This is a genomic window from Kosakonia oryzendophytica, from assembly GCF_027886705.1.
Lineage (GTDB): Bacteria > Pseudomonadota > Gammaproteobacteria > Enterobacterales > Enterobacteriaceae > Kosakonia > Kosakonia oryzendophytica.
The window spans coordinates 152,902-171,663 of the sequence record NZ_CP115659.1 but is presented as its reverse complement, the minus strand read 5'-3'; the positions used below and the strand labels follow the sequence as shown (position 1 = coordinate 171,663).

The following is an 18,762-nucleotide window of genomic DNA, read 5'->3' as shown; positions in this document are numbered from 1 at the left end:
GCATGAACATGTCTGGCGCTTTGCCTTAACGATGTGTTAACGCGCGGGTCAGAACAGCCCTTGTGGCTTGTCGGAGTAACTCACTAACAGGCATTTGGTTTGCTGGTAGTGCTCCAGCATCATCTTGTGGGTTTCACGCCCAATCCCCGACTGCTTGTAGCCGCCAAACGCTGCATGTGCAGGATAGGCATGATAGCAGTTGGTCCATACGCGTCCGGCCTGGATGCCACGCCCCATTCGGTAGGCCAATGACCCGTTACGGCTCCAGACGCCTGCGCCGAGGCCATAGAGCGTATCGTTGGCCAGTGCCAGGGCTTCATCCTCCGTTTTGAAGGTTGTGACTGCCAGCACCGGGCCGAAAATCTCCTCCTGAAAGACGCACATCGCGTTCTGACCAAACAGGATTGTCGGCTCCAGGTAGTAACCTGTTTGCAGATCCCCCGCCAGCACTTTACGCCGCCCGCCGGTGAGAATGTCCGCTCCCTCCTGCTGGCCTATGGCGATATAATTGAGAATGGTCTCCATCTGCCCTTGTGAAACCTGCGCCCCCATTTGCGTGGTGTTGTCTAACGGGTTACCGCTACGAATGCTTTCAACCCGGCGAATCGCGCGTTCCATAAAGCGCTCGTAGATGGATTCCTGCACCAGCGCCCGACTCGGACAGGTGCACACCTCACCCTGGTTGAAGGCGAACAGGGCAAACCCTTCCAGGGCCTTATCGAAGTAGGCGTCTTCTTCATCCATCACATCGGCGAAGAAAATATTCGGTGATTTTCCACCCAGCTCCAGCGTCACCGGAATAATGTTTTGTGTGGCGTACTGCATAATTTGTCGGCCCACGTCTGTCGAACCGGTAAACGCCACCTTGGCGATGCGTTTTGAAGTGGCGAGATATTCGCCAATCTCGCCTCCTGCGCCGTTTACCACATTGATGACCCCCGGCGGCAGCAGATCGCCGATAATCTCCATCAGCAACAGTACCGAGAGCGGTGTCAGACGCGCGGGTTTCAGCACAATACAGTTTCCAGCCGCCAGCGCAGGGGCCATTTTCCAGCACGCCATCAACAGCGGAAAATTCCACGGAATGATCTGCCCGACTACCCCGAGCGGTTCATGAAAATGGTACGCCACCGTATCGTTATCAAGTTCACTGATCCCGCCTTCCTGCGCACGTATGCAGCCCGCGAAATAACGGAAATGATCGATCGCCAGCGGCACGTCTGCGCCTTGCGTTTCGCGGATCGGTTTACCGTTGTCCCAGGTTTCCGCTGTCGCCAGCAGTTCGAGGTTTTGCTCCATGCGATCGGCGATTTTTAGCAATATTGCCGCCCGTGCCTGGACGGACATTGCTCCCCATGCCGCTCTGGCTTTGTGGGCGGCATCCAGTGCGAGGTCAATATCCTGCGGGCCAGAGCTGGCAACCTCGCACAACGGTTGACCGGTCACTGGCGTAAGATTCGGGTAATACTCGCCCGCCACGGGGGCGACCCAATCGCCACCGATAAAGTTGTCATAGCGGGCTTTTAACGTCAGGGGAAAACCGTATTTCCCGGGCTGGATAGAGGGCGTTGAGAGGGAGGTGGTCATCGGCGTCTCCTTGCGACAGTTATCCTTACAAGGGTAGACGCGACTGGCGAAATATTCGCCAGCCCGCAATAACTTAAAACAAATCTTCAGTCGTTTTCTTTGGTAAACAATGCCTTGTCGCGCAGGATATGATCGTTGCCGCGACGGCGGGTAAAACCGATGCGGTCAAAATACTCGAGGATCTGGATAGCCAGCTTACGCCCGACGTTAAGCCGGTCGCGGAAGTCCGCCGCACTGGTAGTGCCGCGCGCCTGATCCAGCTCGCGGATCATCGTGGCGAACGTCACAATCCGATCGTTGCGGTAATAACGATCTTTCACGATCGCCGTAATCAGCCCCTGCTGCGCGGCTTGCCGCAATACGGTACGCATCACCTGTTCATCGGCCGCGACTTCGCGTGCCACATCCCGCACCCACCAGGGTTCATCGCCAAATAGCGGCGCGGCTTTCTGCCATAATTGCGCCTGTTCATCGGTAAAACCTGCTTTATGGTAAGGCAAATGCAACCAGCCGTGATGACTGTGGATCTCACCGCTTTCGCGCATACGCTCAATCAGAGTTAATACCAGCGCTTCGTCTTCCATTGGCAGTGCCATGCGTCGTAGACGCTCGCGCCCCGGTCCCGGCTCTTCGCGATGCTGCTCGTGATAGGTCGCCAGCGTTTCCAGCAGTTTTCGCTGCCAGCGCGCCGCCACCGGTGCATCGAGCAGATTATCTCCGGCGCGGATAAATCCCGGCTGGTTCAGTAATCTCTCCAGCCCGTCCGGACTGAGCTGGCGTGCCCAGCCAAAGGCCGTAAGTTCGACAGCGCCGCGTGACAGATGCACCGACAACGCCTGTGCATCATCGGTCGCCTGCGCCAACGCGGTGATCCAGTTCAGATAGTCCGTTTTACGTTTTCCCCGGCGCGGCGAATTCAGCGCCACTACCCGCGCTCCCGCCAGCGTGCTGCGCGCGGAGATATCCCGCAGCACCAATCGATCGTTATCCGCCAGCCACAGCGGCGTATCCAACACCAGCTCCGCCAGGTCATTCTCCAGCAGCGACACGCGGCCAGTAACGTGGCTGGCGGCATGATGGATGTGCAGAGATTGCCACTGCGTCAGCGGCGTATGTGTTTGCAGGGCGACAATCAGCCGCTCCGTGGGCTCGGGAGGTTGCTGCGACAGCAGCCAGTTACCACGACTCAGCGCCTCTTTTTCCGCATCGCCAGCAATATTCAGGGCGATACGTTGCCCGGCGTGCGCCCGCTCAACGGGCTGATTTTGCGCATGCAGACCACGCACGCGCATCGGTTTATTCACCCCGGTCAGCCATAGCGTATCGCCGATGCGGACATCGCCGGATAGCGCCGTACCGGTCACCACCAGCCCTGCCCCTTTGACGGTAAACGCGCGATCCAGCGCCAGGCGAAAGCGTTGGTGTTCCGGGTGCGCCCGCTCCGGCAGTTGCAGCAGATGCGCGCGTAATTCATCAATCCCCTGCTGCCTCGTAGCCGCCGTGACGAACAGGGTCGCCTGCGGGTAACCGAAAGCACGTAAGGTGTTTTGCACCTCCTCGCGCACGTCGGCAATACGCGCCTCATCCACACGATCGGCTTTCGTCAGCGCCACCGTCAGTGCCGGGTTACCGGTTAACTGCAAAATCGCCAGATGTTCGCGTGTCTGCGCCATCACCCCATCGTCACAGGCCACCACCAGCAAGGCATGATCGATGCCGCCAACGCCCGCCAGCATATTCGATAAAAATTTTTCATGCCCCGGAACATCGATAAAACCCGGCACCCGCCCATCTGGCTGCGGCCAGTAGGCATAGCCGAGATCGATGGTCATACCGCGTTTTTTTTCCTCCGGCAAACGGTCAGCGTTCACGCCGGTAATGGCTTCAATCAGGGTGGTCTTGCCGTGGTCTACGTGCCCGGCAGTGGCAATAATCATTTCAGCAACATCTCCAGCAAGCGGGATTCATTTTCAAGACAGCGGCAGTCCAGCCACAGGCGGCCATCATAGATACGGCCAATCACCGGCTGCGGCAGTGACCGCCACTGCATCGCCAGCGCTTCCAGTCGACGGCCGCTACCGTCGTGGGGAGTAAACGTCAGCGCCGCACCTGGCAGCCTGTCCACCGGTAACGAACCGCTGCCAATCTGCGACTGACAAGCCTCGACCCGAATAGCAAACTCACGATAGCGCGACGTCAGCGCAGCACACAGACGCTGCGCTTGCTCGCGGATCTCCGGTTCCGGGCGTGTTAAATAGCGCAGGGTCGGGAGGTTTTGCCGGAGCTTCTCCGGGTGCAGATAAAGACGCAGCGTGGCTTCCAGCGCGGCCAGCGTCATTTTATCCGCACGCAGGGCGCGTTTCAGCGGATGTTGCTGCAACTGCGCAATCAGCGCTTTTTTACCAACGATAATCCCGGCTTGCGGGCCGCCCAGCAGTTTATCGCCGGAGAAACTCACCAGACTCACGCCTGCGGCGATCAGCGCTTGCGGCATGGGTTCCTGCGGCAACCCATAAAGACTTAAATCCACCAGCGAACCGCTGCCAAGATCGACAATCACCGGTAACCCGGACGCCTGCGCCAGCGTAACCAGTTCGGCCTCGCTCACCGCTTTGGTAAACCCTTCGACATGGTAATTGCTGGTGTGTACCTTCATCAGCAGTGCAGTATTGTCATTAATGGCCTGCTGATAATCTTTTGCGTGGGTGCGATTGGTCGTGCCGACTTCATGCAATACGCAGCCAGCCTGACGCATCACATCCGGAATGCGAAATGCGCCGCCAATCTCCACCAGTTCGCCGCGCGACACAACCACTTCCCGGCCTGCCGCCGTGGCGGCCAGCATCAGCAGCACTGCCGCCGCATTGTTATTTACAATACAGGCATCTTCCGCACCGGTCAGTTGACACAAAAGATCGGCCAGCGCCCGATCGCGATGACCCCGTCCGGCACCATCGAGATCGTACTCCAGTGTTACCGGTGACCCCATCGCCTGAGCGACCGCATCGATCGCCGCCTGCGGCTGTATCGCTCGGCCTAAATTGGTATGCAGCACCGTCCCGCTGAGATTAAATACCGGGCGCAACGCACTGGTTTCGCTGCATTCCAGTCGCCGTTGTGTTTCCGTCGCCCAATTTTCGCACCAGTCGGGTAGTGTCTGCGCAGTGCGGATCTGCTCACGCGCTTCATCCTGTAATTGGCGCAACGCCTGGGCCACGCGCTGGTGACCAAACGTCGCTAACAGAGAAGTGAACGCCTCGTCACGTAACAGGCGATCGGTAGAAGGGATCTGGCTGTAAAGAGTAGTCATGAAAAGGCCTGGCTGTTGGTTGCCCCTCCCGTCAGGGGCAATTTGACGTGAGGGGATTGTACAGCGACTTTGTTCAGGCGGACATCATGGTTATCACGCCTTTGGCGGCGCAGTGCGGGCGAAGCTCTCACGCAGGAACAAGTTTTCCACCAGTTTGACCAGCAGCGGGCGATTAACACACCAGCCGGGCGCAACGTGGCGGAAGTTGATGTAATCGATGGCGCAGGCTATCGCGATGGTCGCCAGATTGAGGCTATCAACATGCAGTGTTCCGTCACGCAAATAGCTTTCCAGCGCATCCAGCCCGCGGTTCACTTTTTCCCGCTGGCGGAGCAGTTCGGTTTCAGACTGCTGCTCCACCGGGCGCGCCAGCTCACGCACCGACACCAGCGCAGCGTCCATAATGCCGTCTGCCAGTGCTTCAAGCTGGCGAATTTTTAGCGCGGCTTTCGCATCCGCTGGCAACATCGCCGGTGCAATACCTAATAAATCAATGTACTGCGCGATAATCGGCGAGTCATACCACACTTCGCCGTCATCGGTCACCAACGCCGGGACTTTGCCAAGGGGGTTAAATTGCCCCACGCCGTTAACGGCGTTATACGGCTGTTCGTTGATGAATTCGAATGTGATCCCTTTTTCCAACAGGATCACCGAAATTTTGCGTACAAAAGGGCTGGTGTAGCTGCCAATCAGTTTCATTGCCTGGTCCTTTTTTCGCCAACTAAGAAATTAAGTATGCACCAACGGAATCAGACCGTTTCACCAATATGCAAACTTTACCGCCCAGATTAGCACCACAGCCGCAAATGAAAGGGAGTTACAAATCGAACTGGTTGAAAAATACACAATTTGCGATCGATCACACTCAGAAAAGTCCTGGCGAAAATATCTTGTGATCAATATCACAAATAAATAACAAAGTACCCGAGAGAAAATGCGAAGTTAGTCACATTTAATGCCTTGTTTAGCCTGTTTTTTATTCTTTGTTCTTTTTTTACACACGATTTTTGTGACCGTGATCACCATAAAGACCCGATATCCCCCTGTATTAATGTGATTTTGATCACACAAAGAAGCACCATCTGGACAGTACGCCCATTCGGTGCGAGATTTCGCATCACTGATAACCCAGGTCCGGCTACCTCTGCCGCCACATTAACAAACAAACCTCGGGCTTCCGGCCTGTGCGATAGCAAACATAAGAAGGGGTGTTTTATGTCATCCGATATCAAGATCAAGGTGCAGAGCTTTGGTCGCTTCCTTAGCAATATGGTGATGCCTAACATCGGCGCGTTTATCGCGTGGGGTATCATCACCGCATTGTTTATTCCTACAGGGTGGTTACCAAACGAGACGCTGGCGAAACTCGTTGGTCCAATGATTACTTACCTGCTGCCGCTGCTCATCGGTTTCACCGGTGGTCGTCTGGTTGGCGGCGATCGCGGCGGCGTTGTTGGCGCGATCACCACCATGGGCGTGATCGTCGGTGCAGACATGCCGATGTTCCTCGGTGCCATGATTGCCGGCCCGCTGGGCGGTTTCTGCATTAAGAAATTTGACGCCGCTGTAGACGGCAAGATCAAATCCGGTTTTGAAATGCTGGTGAATAACTTCTCCGCTGGCATCATCGGTATGATCCTCGCTATCCTGGCATTCCTCGGCATTGGCCCTGCGGTTGAAGTCCTGTCCAAAGTTCTGTCGGCAGGCGTTAACTTCATGGTTGTGCATGACATGCTGCCGTTGGCGTCTATCTTTGTTGAACCGGCGAAAATCCTGTTCCTCAACAACGCCATCAACCACGGTATCTTCTCACCGCTGGGTATTCAGCAGTCGCATGACATCGGCAAGTCTATCTTCTTCCTGATCGAAGCAAACCCGGGTCCGGGGATGGGCGTTCTGCTGGCGTACATGTTCTTTGGCCGCGGCAGCGCTAAACAGTCTGCTGGCGGTGCGGCTATCATCCACTTCCTGGGTGGTATCCACGAAATTTACTTCCCGTATGTGCTGATGAACCCGCGTCTGCTGTTGGCCGTTATTCTTGGCGGTATGACTGGCGTGTTCACCCTGAGCGTGCTGAACGGCGGTCTGGTGTCTCCGGCTTCTCCGGGTTCCATCCTGGCCGTGCTGGCGATGACGCCAAAAGGTGCGTACTTCGCTAACCTGACAGCCATCTTCGCAGCGCTGATCGTCTCCTTCGTGATCGCCTCCATTCTGCTGAAAACCAGCAAAGTGAAAGAAGAGGACGAAGATATCGAAGCGGCTACCCGTCGTATGCAGGACATGAAAGCACAGTCTAAAGGCGCAACGCCGCTGGCGGCTGGCGACGTGACCAACGACCTGAGCCACGTACGTAAAATCATCGTTGCCTGTGATGCCGGTATGGGCTCCAGCGCCATGGGTGCAGGCGTACTGCGTAAGAAAGTGCAGGATGCAGGCCTCACCAATATTTCGGTGACCAACAGCGCGATTAACAGCCTGCCCTCTGACGTTGATCTGGTGATTACGCACCGCGATCTGACCGAGCGCGCTATGCGCCAGGCACCGCAGGCGCAGCATATCTCCCTGACCAACTTCCTGGACAGCGGCCTGTACACCGGTCTGACTGAACGTCTGGTGGCTGCACAGCGCCACAACGACAACCAGACCAAAGTGAACAGCAGCCTGCAGGACAGCTTCGATGCCTCCAACAGCAATCTGTTCAAGCTGGGTGCGGAGAACATCTTCCTTGGTCGCAAAGCGAGCAACAAAGAAGAAGCCATCCGTTTTGCCGGTGAACAACTGGTAAAAGGCGGCTACGTTCAGCCGGAATATGTAGATGCCATGCTGGAGCGCGAAAAACTGACCCCGACGTATCTGGGTGAATCTATCGCGGTTCCGCACGGCACCGTGGAAGCCAAAGATCGCGTACTGAAAACGGGTGTGGTGTTCTGCCAGTATCCGGAAGGCGTTCGCTTTGGCGAGGGTGAAGAAGACATCGCCCGCCTGGTCATCGGGATTGCTGCGCGCAACAACGAGCACATCCAGGTGATCACCAGCCTGACCAACGCACTGGATGACGAGACGGTCATTGAACGTCTGGCGCATACTACCAGCGTTGAAGAAGTCCTGGCGCTGATCGGTAAATAACAGACCGGCGCTAACCTCTTCCCTCTCCCCTTTGGGGAGAGGGCTAGGGTGAGGAGAAATTTTCGTGGTTCCTCACCCCAGCCCTCTCGGGTAAAAACATTGATGAAGGTTAACACTATGAAAGCATTGCATTTTGGCGCAGGAAATATCGGACGTGGTTTCATCGGCAAATTACTGGCCGACGCGGGGATTGAACTGACATTCGCCGATGTGAATCAGGTGGTTCTCGACGCCCTTAATGCCCGTCATAGCTATCAGGTGCATGTGGTTGGTGAAAATGAGCAGGTGGATACGGTTTCCGGTGTCAACGCCGTCAGCAGTATCGGTGATGAGGTTGTCGAACTGATCGCTTCCGTGGATCTGGTGACCACCGCTGTTGGCCCGGTCGTTCTGGAACGCATTGCGCCGGCTATCGCCAAAGGGCTGGAGAAACGTAAAGCACAGGGCATTACCACACCGCTGAATATCATCGCGTGCGAAAATATGGTGCGCGGCACCACGCAACTGAAAGGCCATGTCATTGCCGCGCTGGCGGATGCAGATAAAGCCTGGGTTGATCAGCACGTCGGCTTCGTCGATTCCGCCGTTGACCGTATCGTTCCGCCTTCTGAATCGGCCACCCATGATCCGCTGGAAGTGACAGTGGAAACATTCAGTGAGTGGATTGTGGATAAAACCCAGTTTAAAGGCGCGCTACCGAACATCCCCGGGATGGAATTAACTGATAACCTGATGGCATTTGTTGAACGTAAGCTCTTCACGCTGAATACCGGGCATGCTATAACCGCGTACCTTGGAAAACAGACCGGCCTTCAAACCATTCGCGACGCTATCCTGGATGCCAACATCCGTGCCGTTGTGAAAGGCGCGATGGAAGAGAGCGGTGCGGTACTGATCAAGCGTTATGGCTTTGATGCCGATAAGCACGCCGCGTACATTCAGAAAATCCTGGGTCGTTTTGAAAACCCCTATCTGAAAGACGATGTTGAGCGCGTAGGACGTCAGCCGCTGCGTAAACTGAGCGCTGGCGATCGTCTGATCAAACCGCTGCTCGGCACGCTGGAGTACAACCTGCCGCATGCGAACCTGGTGAAAGGCATTGCCGCCGCCATGCATTACCGCAGCGAACAGGATCCGCAAGCACAAGAGCTGGCAGCGCTTATCGACGAGAAAGGCCCGCAGGCTGCGCTGGCGCAGATTTCTGGTCTGGACGCCAACAGCCCGGTCGTTAACGAAGCCGTCAACGCCTATAACGCAAAGGCATGATGCCGACTATGGCGCGGGATTCCCCGCGCCTGTTAACGAAATTGTCAGATATGCAGGCAATAATGGAAAAAACGCAGGCCTTCGAAAACCGTGTACTCGAGCGTCTGAATGCTGGCAAAACCGTGCGAAGTTTTTTGATTGCCGCCGTTGAGTTGCTCAATGAGGCGATCAATATTCTGGTGCTGCAGGTATTCCGCAAAGACGACTATGCGGTGAAATATGCAGTTGAGCCGCTACTTGACGGAGATGGACCGCTGGGCAATTTGTCTGTGCGTTTGAAGCTGATTTACGGTCTTGGGGTCATTTCCCGCCCGGAGTATGAAGATGCGGAACTGCTGATGGCGCTACGCGAGGAACTGAACCACGACGGCACGGAATATTCCTTTACCGATGATGAAATCCTCGGGCCTTTTGGCGAGTTGCACTGCGTTGCCGCCCTGCCGCCAACACCGCTGTTCGATACCAGCGATCCTGACCTTTTTGCGATGCAAAAACAGCGCTACCAGCAGGTGGTGCGTTCCACGATGGTGCTGTCCCTCACCGAGTTGATTTCCCGTATCAGCTTAAAAAAGGCATTCCAGAAGTAAACTCCGTTATAAATGCTGTATCCTTATCTTTTTATTCCCCAACAAAACCGGGCACCATGAAAGAAGTCGAAAAAAACGAAATTAAGCGTCTGAGCGACCGCCTCGACGCCATTCGCCACCAGCAAGCCGATCTCTCGTTAGTTGACGCGGCGGACAAATACGCTGAGCTGGAAAAAGAGAAAACTACGCTGGAAGCGGAAATCCTCCGTCTGCGCGAGCAATACACCCAGAAGCTGAGCAAAGAAGCGCAAAAGCTGATGAAAATGCCGTTCAGCCGGGCCATCACCAAAAAAGAGCAGGCGGATCTCGGCAAATTGAAAAAAAGCGTCCGTGGTCTGATAGTCGTACACCCGATGACAGCGCTGGGGCGTGAAATGGGTCTCGACGCCATGACTGGCTTTGCCAAAAGCGCCTTCTGACCTTCCTGTTCACAGCACTTGCTTTCTGTATCGGAGCAAGTGCTGCCAAAATTGGCCCTACCAATCACCCTCTGATTTTCTCTGCTGTTCACAATTCCATAAAATCACGTCACATCCCAATTGCCAGATAGCAACATTTGGATAACCATTCGTTATCACAAACCCTACACACAACCACTGGCAGGACCACTTTTACAAAACATGTGATGCAGAGATAAGCACAGACTTACCGCTCACCTGTTTTACGGTGGTTCTCAGGAGACCTGCATGAATCTCTGGCAACAGAATTACGACCCGGCCGGTAATATCTGGCTATCCAGTCTGATCGCTTCACTGCCGATCCTGTTTTTCTTTTTTGCGCTCATCAAACTCAAATTAAAAGGCTATATCGCTGCGAGCTGGACCGTGGCAATCGCACTGGCAGTCGCGTTGCTGTTCTACGATATGCCGCTGGATCATGCCCTCGCCTCTGTGGTGTATGGTTTCTTCTACGGCCTGTGGCCAATCGCCTGGATCATTATCGCTGCGGTATTTGTCTATAAAATCTCGGTAAAAACCGGGCAGTTCGACATTATCCGTTCGTCGATTCTTTCAATCACCCCGGACCAGCGCCTGCAAATGCTGATTGTCGGCTTCTCGTTCGGTGCGTTTCTCGAAGGGGCGGCCGGGTTCGGCGCACCGGTGGCAATCACGGCTGCACTGCTGGTCGGGCTCGGTTTTAACCCATTGTATGCCGCCGGTTTGTGTTTGATCGTCAATACTGCACCGGTCGCTTTCGGCGCTATGGGCATTCCGATTCTGGTTGCTGGACAAGTCACCGGATTGGACAGTTTTGAAATTGGCCAGATGGTAGGTCGTCAGTTGCCGTTCCTGACCATCATTGTGCTGTTCTGGATCATGGCGATTATGGACGGCTGGCGCGGCGTGAAAGAGACCTGGCCTGCGGTGATCGTGGCCGGTGGTTCGTTTGCCATTGCGCAGTATTTGAGTTCAAACTTTATCGGCCCGGAGCTGCCGGACATTATCTCGTCGCTGGTGTCACTGGTCTGTCTGACGCTGTTCCTCAAGCGCTGGAAACCGGTACGTATTTTCCGTTTTGGCGATATGGGCGCATCGCAGGTCGATCTCAATCTGCAACGCACCCACTACAGCGGCGGACAGATCCTGCGCGCCTGGTCACCGTTCCTGTTTCTGACCGCCACCGTCACGTTGTGGAGCGTCCCACCGTTCAAGGCTATGTTCGCCCCTGGCGGTGCGCTGTATGACTGGGTGTTCACTGTTTCCGTACCGCACCTGGATAAGCTGGTCGCCCGTATGCCGCCGGTGGTGAGCGCAGCCACGCCTTACGCAGCTATCTATAAATTTGACTGGTTCTCAGCGACCGGCACGGCCATTTTGTTTGCCGCTATCCTGTCGATTATCTGGCTGCGCATGAAGCCAAAAGATGCAGTCAGCACCTTTACCAGCACCTTGCGCGATCTGGCATTGCCGATTTACTCCATCGGAATGGTGCTGGCCTTTGCCTTTATTTCCAACTACTCCGGGCTCTCTTCAACGCTGGCATTAGCGCTGGCGCATACCGGCAACGCCTTTACCTTCTTCTCGCCCTTCCTTGGCTGGTTGGGGGTATTTCTTACCGGTTCGGATACCTCGTCGAATGCGCTGTTTGCCGCCTTGCAGGCCACTGCCGCTCAACAGATTGGCGTTTCAGATGTGCTGATGGTGGCAGCGAACACTACCGGCGGCGTTACCGGAAAAATGATTTCACCGCAATCCATCGCCATTGCCTGTGCGGCCGTTGGCCTGGTGGGGAAAGAGTCAGATCTGTTCCGCTTTACCGTTAAACACAGCCTGATTTTCACCTGTATGGTCGGTCTTATTACGACACTTCAGGCCTATGTGCTGACCTGGATGATCCCATGAAAGTGTTACCCAGACGCCTGACAGACGACGTTGTTGACCGTGTGCGGGCGTTGATTGCAGAGCAGCGACTGGAAGCGGGCATGAAATTGCCCGCTGAGCGCCAGCTTGCCGTACAGCTTGGCGTGTCGCGCAACTCATTACGTGAAGCATTGTCGCGACTGGTGAGCGAAGGCGTGTTGCTGAGTCGTCGCGGCGGCGGCACCTTTGTGCGCTGGCAGCACGATGAGTGGTCCGAACAAAACATTGTGCAGCCGTTAAAGACACTGCTGAATGACGATCCGGATTACAGCTTCGATATCCTTGAAGCGCGCCACGCCATCGAAGCGAGCACGGCCTGGCATGCGGCCATGCGCGCAACGGATGCAGACAAAGAGAAAATTGTCCTCTGTTTTGACGCCACACAATCCGATGATCCGGACCTGGCGTCACAAGCGGATGTGCGCTTCCACCTTGCCATCGCGGAAGCGTCGCACAACGTGGTGCTGCTCCAGACGATGCGGGGTTTTTTCGACCTGCTGCAATCCTCCGTGAAGCAGAGCCGCCAGCGTATGTACCTGGTTCCCCCCGTATTTTCACAGCTTACCGAACAGCACCAGGCAGTGATGAACGCCATTCTTGCCGGAGACGCCGAGGGCGCGCGTCAGGCGATGATGGCCCATCTTGGCTTCGTGCACACCACCATTCGCCAATTCGATGAAGATCAGGCCCGACAGGCGCGGATCACCCGTCTGCCGGACGAACAGCATATTCACTCCAGGGAGAAAAAAGCATGATTATTTCCGCAGCCAGCGACTACCGCGCGGCAGCACAGCGCATTCTGCCGCCGTTTCTGTTTCACTATATCGATGGCGGCGCGTATGCCGAATATACCCTGCGCCGCAACGTTGAAGATTTATCCCAGGTCGCGCTGCGCCAGCGGGTGCTGAAAAATATGTCTGACCTCCGTCTCGACACCACGCTGTTTAACGAAAAACTCTCGATGCCTGTGGCGCTGGCACCGGTCGGATTATGCGGCATGTATGCGCGACGTGGCGAAGTACAGGCCGCAGGTGCAGCCGATGCGAAAGGCATTCCTTTTACCCTGTCAACGGTGTCCGTCTGCCCGATTGAAGAAGTTGCGCCTACCCTGAAACGGCCAATGTGGTTCCAGCTTTATGTCCTGCGCGATCGCGGCTTTATGCGTAATGCGCTGGAGCGCGCCAAAGCGGCAGGCTGCTCCACGCTGGTCTTTACCGTCGATATGCCAACACCCGGTGCACGTTACCGTGATGCACACTCCGGCATGAGTGGCCCGAATGCCGCCCTGCGCCGTTACTGGCAGGCCGTAACACACCCGCAATGGGCGTGGGATGTCGGCATGAACGGGCGTCCTCATGATTTGGGCAACATCTCAACGTATCTTGGCAAACCAACAGGCCTGGAAGACTACATTGGCTGGTTGGCGAAAAACTTCGATCCCTCGATTTCATGGAAAGACCTGGAGTGGATCCGCGAATTCTGGGATGGCCCGATGGTGATCAAAGGGATCCTGGATGCAGAAGATGCTCGCGACGCGGTGCGCTTTGGCGCAGATGGTATTGTGGTCTCCAACCACGGCGGCCGACAGCTCGACGGCGTACTCTCATCCGCGCGTGCGTTACCGGCTATCGCCGATGCGGTCAAAGGGGATATTGCTATTCTCGCCGACAGCGGTATCCGCAACGGTCTGGATGTCGTGCGTATGATTGCACTCGGTGCTGACACTGTCTTGCTGGGCCGCGCGTATCTCTACGCACTGGCAACGCACGGACGCCAGGGGGTGGCAAATCTGCTGGATTTAATTGAGAAAGAGATGAAGGTGGCGATGACGTTAACCGGCGCGAGATCGATTAGTGAAATCAGCAAAGATTCGCTGGTGCAGGAGTTGCGTCAGTTGCCCGCCGCATTGGCACCGCTGGCACATGGGGATGCGGCATAACCCTCACCCCGGCCCTCTCCCTGGAAGGGAGAGGGGGAAAACCAGTGCCAGTTGGTCCCCTCTGCCCTTTGGGGAGCGAAAGTGAAAATCCTCACCAACCTGTCCCCTCTGCCCTTTGGGGAGCGAAAGTGAAAAACCGCTCCTGCCTGTCCCCTCTCCCCTTTGGGGAGCAAAAGTGAAAAACCGCTCCAGCCTGTCCCCTCTCCCCTTTGGGGAGCGAAAGTGAAAATTCTCACCAACCTGTCTCCTCTCCCCTCTGGGGAGCGAAAGTGAAAAACCGCTCCAGTCTGTCCCCTCTCCCCTTTGGGGAGCGAAAGTGAAAAACCGCTCCAGCCTGTCCCCTCTCCCTTTTGAGGAGCGAAAGTGAAAAAACGCTCCAGCCTGTCCCCTCTCCCCTCTGGGGAGAGGGTTAGGGTGAGGGGAAAAATCTGCTATTCTGCCCGGCGTTATCATCAGGGGCAGCATTATGTTAAACATTGTTTTATTCGAACCAGAAATCCCGCCTAACACCGGGAACATCATCCGCCTGTGCGCGAATACCGGCTTTAACCTGCATATTATCGAACCGATGGGATTTACCTGGGATGATAAGCGCCTGCGCCGCGCCGGGCTGGATTACCATGAGTTCGCCGCCGTGAAACGCCACCATGATTACGCCGCTTTTGTTGCCGCAGAGCAGCCGCAGCGTTTGTTCGCGCTGACCACCAAAGGTACGCCAGCACACAGCGCAGTGAGTTATCAGGACGGGGATTTTCTGATGTTTGGTCCGGAAACCCGCGGACTGCCGGCAACCATTCTTGATGTGCTGCCTGCTGAGCAGAAAATCCGCATACCGATGATGCCGGACAGCCGCAGTATGAACCTGTCAAACGCCGTATCGGTGGTGGTCTATGAGGCCTGGCGCCAGTTAGGTTACCCTGGCGCGGTACTGCGAAGCTGAGAAGTTAACGTGTCGGGTGGCGGGTATTAATCGGAAACGTGGGTAACACTTTTCTGGCGTTATTAGCGAAGGCAAATTGCACACGGACAGCGCGAAAAAAACCGGAGCGTACACACAGTACGTGAGGATTTTAAGCACTGCCCGGGGTCAGGCTGGCGAGTAAAATAGCCAGAAAATTAAATTCCGTCGCCGTATTCAAACCCGTGGTTAATACCGTTGAAATGCTGATCCATATCCATCGACGGCTTATCACTCTCCGGTTTGCCCACAATGCGCGCCGGAACGCCTGCGGCGGTGGTGTGCGGCGGTACGGGCTGTAACACCACGGAACCTGCGCCGATTTTCGCACCGCGACCGACTTCGATATTGCCCAGGATTTTCGCGCCTGCACCAATCATCACACCTTCGCGGATCTTCGGATGACGGTCTCCCGACGTTTTCCCGGTCCCGCCAAGGGTTACCGATTGCAGAATCGACACATCATCTTCGATAACAGCGGTTTCCCCCACCACAATGCCGGTTGCATGGTCGAGCATAATGCCGCGACCGATTTTCGCCGCCGGGTGAATGTCCACCTGGAAGCTCACCGACACCTGGTTTTGCAGGAAAATCGCCAGTGCACGACGCCCCTGTAACCACAGCCAGTGTCCAATCCGATACGCCTGCAGCGCGTGAAAACCTTTCAAATAAAGTAGCGGCGTGGAGTACTTATCTACCGCCGGATCGCGGGTCCGCACAGCCTGAATATCGCAAGCGGCGGAAGCAATCATTTCTGGATCCGCTGCATAGGCTTCTTCCACCACTTCGCGAATAGCGATAGCTGGCATAATCGGCGAGGCCAGCTTGTTTGCCAGCATATAACTCAGCGCGCTGCCCAGATTTTCATGTTTGAGCAGCGTGGCATGGTAAAAACTGGCCAGCATGGGCTCGCAATCCGCCAGCGCACGGGCTTCGGCTTTGATATTGTTCCAGACCAGATCCAGTTCTTCACACGCCATTGCTTACTCCAGAATATCTGCGTTTCAATACGCAACATCAGCCAGACTGCCTCGGGACAGCAAATCTGAGCAGCCCCGGCGGCTTACGCAAGTAAGCGACTGGGGATGCGCAGGCGCAACCAACAAGGAAGCAGCCTGAAAGATAATGTGTATTTAGTGATTGCTGCGCTCGTCTTTACGCGCACGACCTAATAGCGTCAATGCTGCCTCGCGCGCATTTTTTCCGCAATACAATACCTGATAAATTTCCTCGGTTATTGGCATTTCAACGCCAAACCGGTGCGCCAGCGCGCGCACTTCTTTGGTATTGCGGTAACCTTCGACCACCTGACCAATTTTGTCCTGGGCGCTTTGCACGTCCATTCCCTGGCCAAGCATCATGCCAAAACGGCGGTTACGTGACTGGTTATCGGTGCAGGTCAGCACCAGATCGCCCAAACCAGCCATGCCCATAAAGGTTGCCGGATCGGCACCCAGCGCAGCGCCCAGGCGTGACATTTCCGTCAGGCCGCGGGTAATCAGCGCAGTACGGGCATTCGCACCAAAGCCAATGCCATCAGACATGCCCGCGCCGATCGCAATCACGTTTTTCACTGCACCGCCAAGCTGCACACCAATGAAGTCAGGATTGCTGTAAACGCGAAAACTTTTGCCGCAGTGCAAAAGCTGCTGCAGATCGTCGGCGAACTGCGGGTCGGTCGATGCCAGCGAAATCGCCGTAGGCAAACCTGCCGCCAGCTCTTTCGCAAAGGTCGGGCCGGAGATCACCGCCAGCGGAATATCCGGACCCAAGACTTCGCGTGCGACATCTTCTAACAGACGCCCCGTTTCCGCCTCCAGGCCTTTTGTTGCCCAGACAATGCGCGCGTCCTGGCGCATCAGCGGTTTGATCTGCGCCAGCACCTCGCCAAAGACATGGCTTGGCACCACCACCAGAATATTGCGGCTGGCAGCGAGCGCACGCGTAAGGTCGCTTTCTAATTGCAGGGTGTCAGGGAAAGGCACATCGGGGAGAAACGCCGCATTGCAGCGATCATGCTGCAGGGTCGCGATATGTTTAGGGTCATGGCCCCAGAGCACAACCTGGTGGCCGTTTCTTGCCAGGGTGATGGCAAGAGCGGTGCCGTAAGAGCCGGCACCGATCACAGTCATTGCAGCATTAAGTGCGTTCATCAGGCATCCTGATGTTGTTCAGCACCTTCGCCAGTCTGCTGTTGCAGGTAGTTCATGAACAGCGCATCAAAGTTAACTGGCGCAAGGTTCAGTTGCGGGAAAGTACCGCGGGACACGAGGCTGGTGATGCACTCACGCGCATACGGGAACAGGATGTTCGGGCAGTATGCACCAAGGCAATGCGCCATCTGGGTACCTTCGATACCGTCGATGGAGAAGATACCGCCCTGTTGCACTTCGCACAGGAAGCCAGTCTCTTCGCCCAGGGAAGCGGTTACGGTAACGCGCAGAACCACTTCATAAACGCCTTCCGCCAGTTGAGTAGAGGCGGTGTCGAGGTCCAGTTTCACTTCCGGCTGCCACTCTTTCTGGAAGATGTGCGGCGCGTTCGGCGCTTCGAAAGAGATATCTTTCGTATAAATACGCTGAATCTGGAAAGTCATTTCGGTGTTGTTTTGTTCGGACATGAGTGAATAACCCTTTAGTGTTGTAGTGCTTTAAAGCATTAACGCAACAGCGGATCCAGCCCGCCACGCGCGTCCAGCGCATATAAATCGTCACAGCCGCCAATGTGCTGCGCATCGATAAAAATCTGCGGAACCGTTGTACGGCCACTACGTTGAATCATCTCTTCACGTTTTACCGCGTCGCCGTCAATCGGCAACTCAGCAAAAGTCACGCCTTTGCTGTTCAGAAGCGCTTTCGCACGGTGGCAAAACGGGCAGGTTGCTTTCGTGTAGATCTCAATATTGGCCATAACTCTTCTCCAGATTTGACCCCGCGGGAGATCTCCCGCCGGGCAAATTATTTACCGCGAACTAACGGCAGGTTCTCTCCGATCCAACCGGAGATACCGTCTTTCAGTACGTAGACTTTTTCGAAGCCCGCGTTCGTCAGTGCATTTGCCGGCGCCTGCGCCTGCATGCCAGTGCCATCAACCACGATAACCGGCGCGCTTTTATGTTTCTCAAGCTCACCTACATTATTGGCTTTGATCTCGTTTGGCAGCAAATTCACGGAACCTGCAATGTGACCTTTACGGAAATCATCACGCTGGCGCAGATCCACCACCACGGCATCTTCTTTGTTGATAAGACGCGTGGCTTCGCCGCGAGAAATCACTTTCACTTTAGACGCGATGCCTTTGAAAGTGGTGAACAGCACGGCCCCGAGTAACGCGACCCAGGCGATACACAGTATGGGGTTGCGGCTGATAAATTGCATAATTTCTTGCATCTGGGGTAACGACTCCCGACTGAGTGATAAAAAAACCAGGAAAGGAGTATACCTGCGCAGTGTGGCAAATACAGCCAGCGAGCGCGATGGAATGCATTTTCTGCGGAGTGTTACGAAAAAAATGATTAAAGGCGGTGAAAACAGGCGTCAGCGCAGGCGCTTTTTTTGATCTTCTGAGGCTATTTGATCGATTCAGCTGTAGTAAAATTACGCAAAATTTTTTTGTCTTTGAGCATG

The 18,762-nt window shown here is 55.5% G+C and carries 17 protein-coding genes; 8 read left to right on the top strand and 9 right to left on the bottom strand.

The genetic code is table 11. The annotated features are described in order from the left end of the window. Positions 1-48: 48 nt before the first annotated feature. The 4 genes from exaC to O9K67_RS00755 form a co-directional block, all read right to left on the bottom strand. Positions 49-1,587 carry an acetaldehyde dehydrogenase ExaC gene (exaC, locus tag O9K67_RS00770; protein ID WP_061492537.1) on the bottom strand — a complete coding sequence of 513 codons (1,539 nt, stop codon included), beginning with the start codon at positions 1,585-1,587 and terminating at the stop codon, positions 49-51. An 86-nt stretch (positions 1,588-1,673) separates the two neighbouring features. Further along, the gene (selB, locus tag O9K67_RS00765; protein ID WP_061492536.1) at positions 1,674-3,524 is read right to left on the bottom strand and encodes a selenocysteine-specific translation elongation factor; all 1,851 of its coding nucleotides are present in this window, start codon (positions 3,522-3,524) and stop codon (positions 1,674-1,676) included. Then, on the bottom strand, positions 3,521-4,897 hold the full coding sequence (selA, locus tag O9K67_RS00760; protein ID WP_061492535.1) for an L-seryl-tRNA(Sec) selenium transferase: 1,377 nt from the start codon (positions 4,895-4,897) through the stop codon (positions 3,521-3,523). The genes selB and selA overlap by 4 nt, the downstream gene beginning before the upstream one ends. 93 nt (positions 4,898-4,990) lie before the next feature. Further along, positions 4,991-5,599: a glutathione S-transferase gene (locus O9K67_RS00755; protein ID WP_061492534.1), complete on the bottom strand. Its 609-nt coding sequence runs from the start codon at positions 5,597-5,599 to the stop codon at positions 4,991-4,993. A 516-nt stretch (positions 5,600-6,115) separates the two neighbouring features. Between O9K67_RS00755 and O9K67_RS00750 the strand changes: the two genes are divergently transcribed. The 8 genes from O9K67_RS00750 to trmL all read left to right on the top strand — a co-directional run bounded on the left by O9K67_RS00750 (position 6,116) and on the right by trmL (position 15,118). Further along, complete coding sequence (locus O9K67_RS00750; RefSeq protein WP_061492533.1) at positions 6,116-8,026, top strand: PTS mannitol transporter subunit IICBA; 1,911 nt, start codon at positions 6,116-6,118, stop codon at positions 8,024-8,026. A gap of 117 nt (positions 8,027-8,143) precedes the next feature. After that, the gene (gene mtlD / locus O9K67_RS00745) at positions 8,144-9,292 is read left to right on the top strand and encodes a mannitol-1-phosphate 5-dehydrogenase (protein WP_456298814.1); all 1,149 of its coding nucleotides are present in this window, start codon (positions 8,144-8,146) and stop codon (positions 9,290-9,292) included. An 8-nt stretch (positions 9,293-9,300) separates the two neighbouring features. After that, positions 9,301-9,879 (top strand): mannitol operon repressor MtlR, encoded by a 579-nt coding sequence (gene mtlR, locus O9K67_RS00740; protein ID WP_088238270.1) that lies wholly within the window; start codon positions 9,301-9,303, stop codon positions 9,877-9,879. 56 nt (positions 9,880-9,935) lie between these two features. Beyond that, positions 9,936-10,298 carry a YibL family ribosome-associated protein gene (locus O9K67_RS00735; RefSeq protein ID WP_061492530.1) on the top strand — a complete coding sequence of 121 codons (363 nt, stop codon included), beginning with the start codon at positions 9,936-9,938 and terminating at the stop codon, positions 10,296-10,298. A gap of 267 nt (positions 10,299-10,565) precedes the next feature. Next, positions 10,566-12,221, top strand: coding sequence for an L-lactate permease (lldP, locus tag O9K67_RS00730; protein ID WP_061492529.1), 1,656 nt, complete (start codon positions 10,566-10,568; stop codon positions 12,219-12,221). Further along, on the top strand, positions 12,218-12,994 hold the full coding sequence (gene lldR / locus O9K67_RS00725) for a transcriptional regulator LldR (protein WP_061492528.1): 777 nt from the start codon (positions 12,218-12,220) through the stop codon (positions 12,992-12,994). Before lldP ends, lldR begins: the two co-directional genes overlap by 4 nt. Further along, positions 12,991-14,178, top strand: a complete 1,188-nt coding sequence (lldD, locus tag O9K67_RS00720) for an FMN-dependent L-lactate dehydrogenase LldD (RefSeq protein ID WP_061492527.1) — start codon at positions 12,991-12,993, stop codon at positions 14,176-14,178. Before lldR ends, lldD begins: the two co-directional genes overlap by 4 nt. A gap of 466 nt (positions 14,179-14,644) precedes the next feature. After that, complete coding sequence (gene trmL, locus O9K67_RS00715; RefSeq protein ID WP_061492525.1) at positions 14,645-15,118, top strand: tRNA (uridine(34)/cytosine(34)/5-carboxymethylaminomethyluridine(34)-2'-O)-methyltransferase TrmL; 474 nt, start codon at positions 14,645-14,647, stop codon at positions 15,116-15,118. Between the two features lie 176 nt (positions 15,119-15,294). On the opposite strand, the gene cysE is transcribed toward trmL, so the two are convergent. The 5 genes from cysE to O9K67_RS00690 form a co-directional block, all read right to left on the bottom strand. Further along, a complete protein-coding gene (gene cysE / locus O9K67_RS00710; protein WP_061492524.1) occupies positions 15,295-16,116 on the bottom strand; it encodes a serine O-acetyltransferase in 822 nt (273 codons plus the stop codon). A 153-nt stretch (positions 16,117-16,269) separates the two neighbouring features. Further along, positions 16,270-17,289, bottom strand: coding sequence for an NAD(P)H-dependent glycerol-3-phosphate dehydrogenase (gpsA, locus tag O9K67_RS00705; RefSeq protein ID WP_061492523.1), 1,020 nt, complete (start codon positions 17,287-17,289; stop codon positions 16,270-16,272). After that, the gene (gene secB, locus O9K67_RS00700) at positions 17,289-17,756 is read right to left on the bottom strand and encodes a protein-export chaperone SecB (RefSeq protein ID WP_017458193.1); all 468 of its coding nucleotides are present in this window, start codon (positions 17,754-17,756) and stop codon (positions 17,289-17,291) included. Before secB ends, gpsA begins: the two co-directional genes overlap by 1 nt. Before the next feature lie 38 nt (positions 17,757-17,794). Further along, the gene (gene grxC, locus O9K67_RS00695; protein ID WP_061492522.1) at positions 17,795-18,046 is read right to left on the bottom strand and encodes a glutaredoxin 3; all 252 of its coding nucleotides are present in this window, start codon (positions 18,044-18,046) and stop codon (positions 17,795-17,797) included. 47 nt (positions 18,047-18,093) lie between these two features. Then, complete coding sequence (locus tag O9K67_RS00690; protein ID WP_061492521.1) at positions 18,094-18,525, bottom strand: rhodanese-like domain-containing protein; 432 nt, start codon at positions 18,523-18,525, stop codon at positions 18,094-18,096. Positions 18,526-18,762 lie beyond the last annotated feature (237 nt).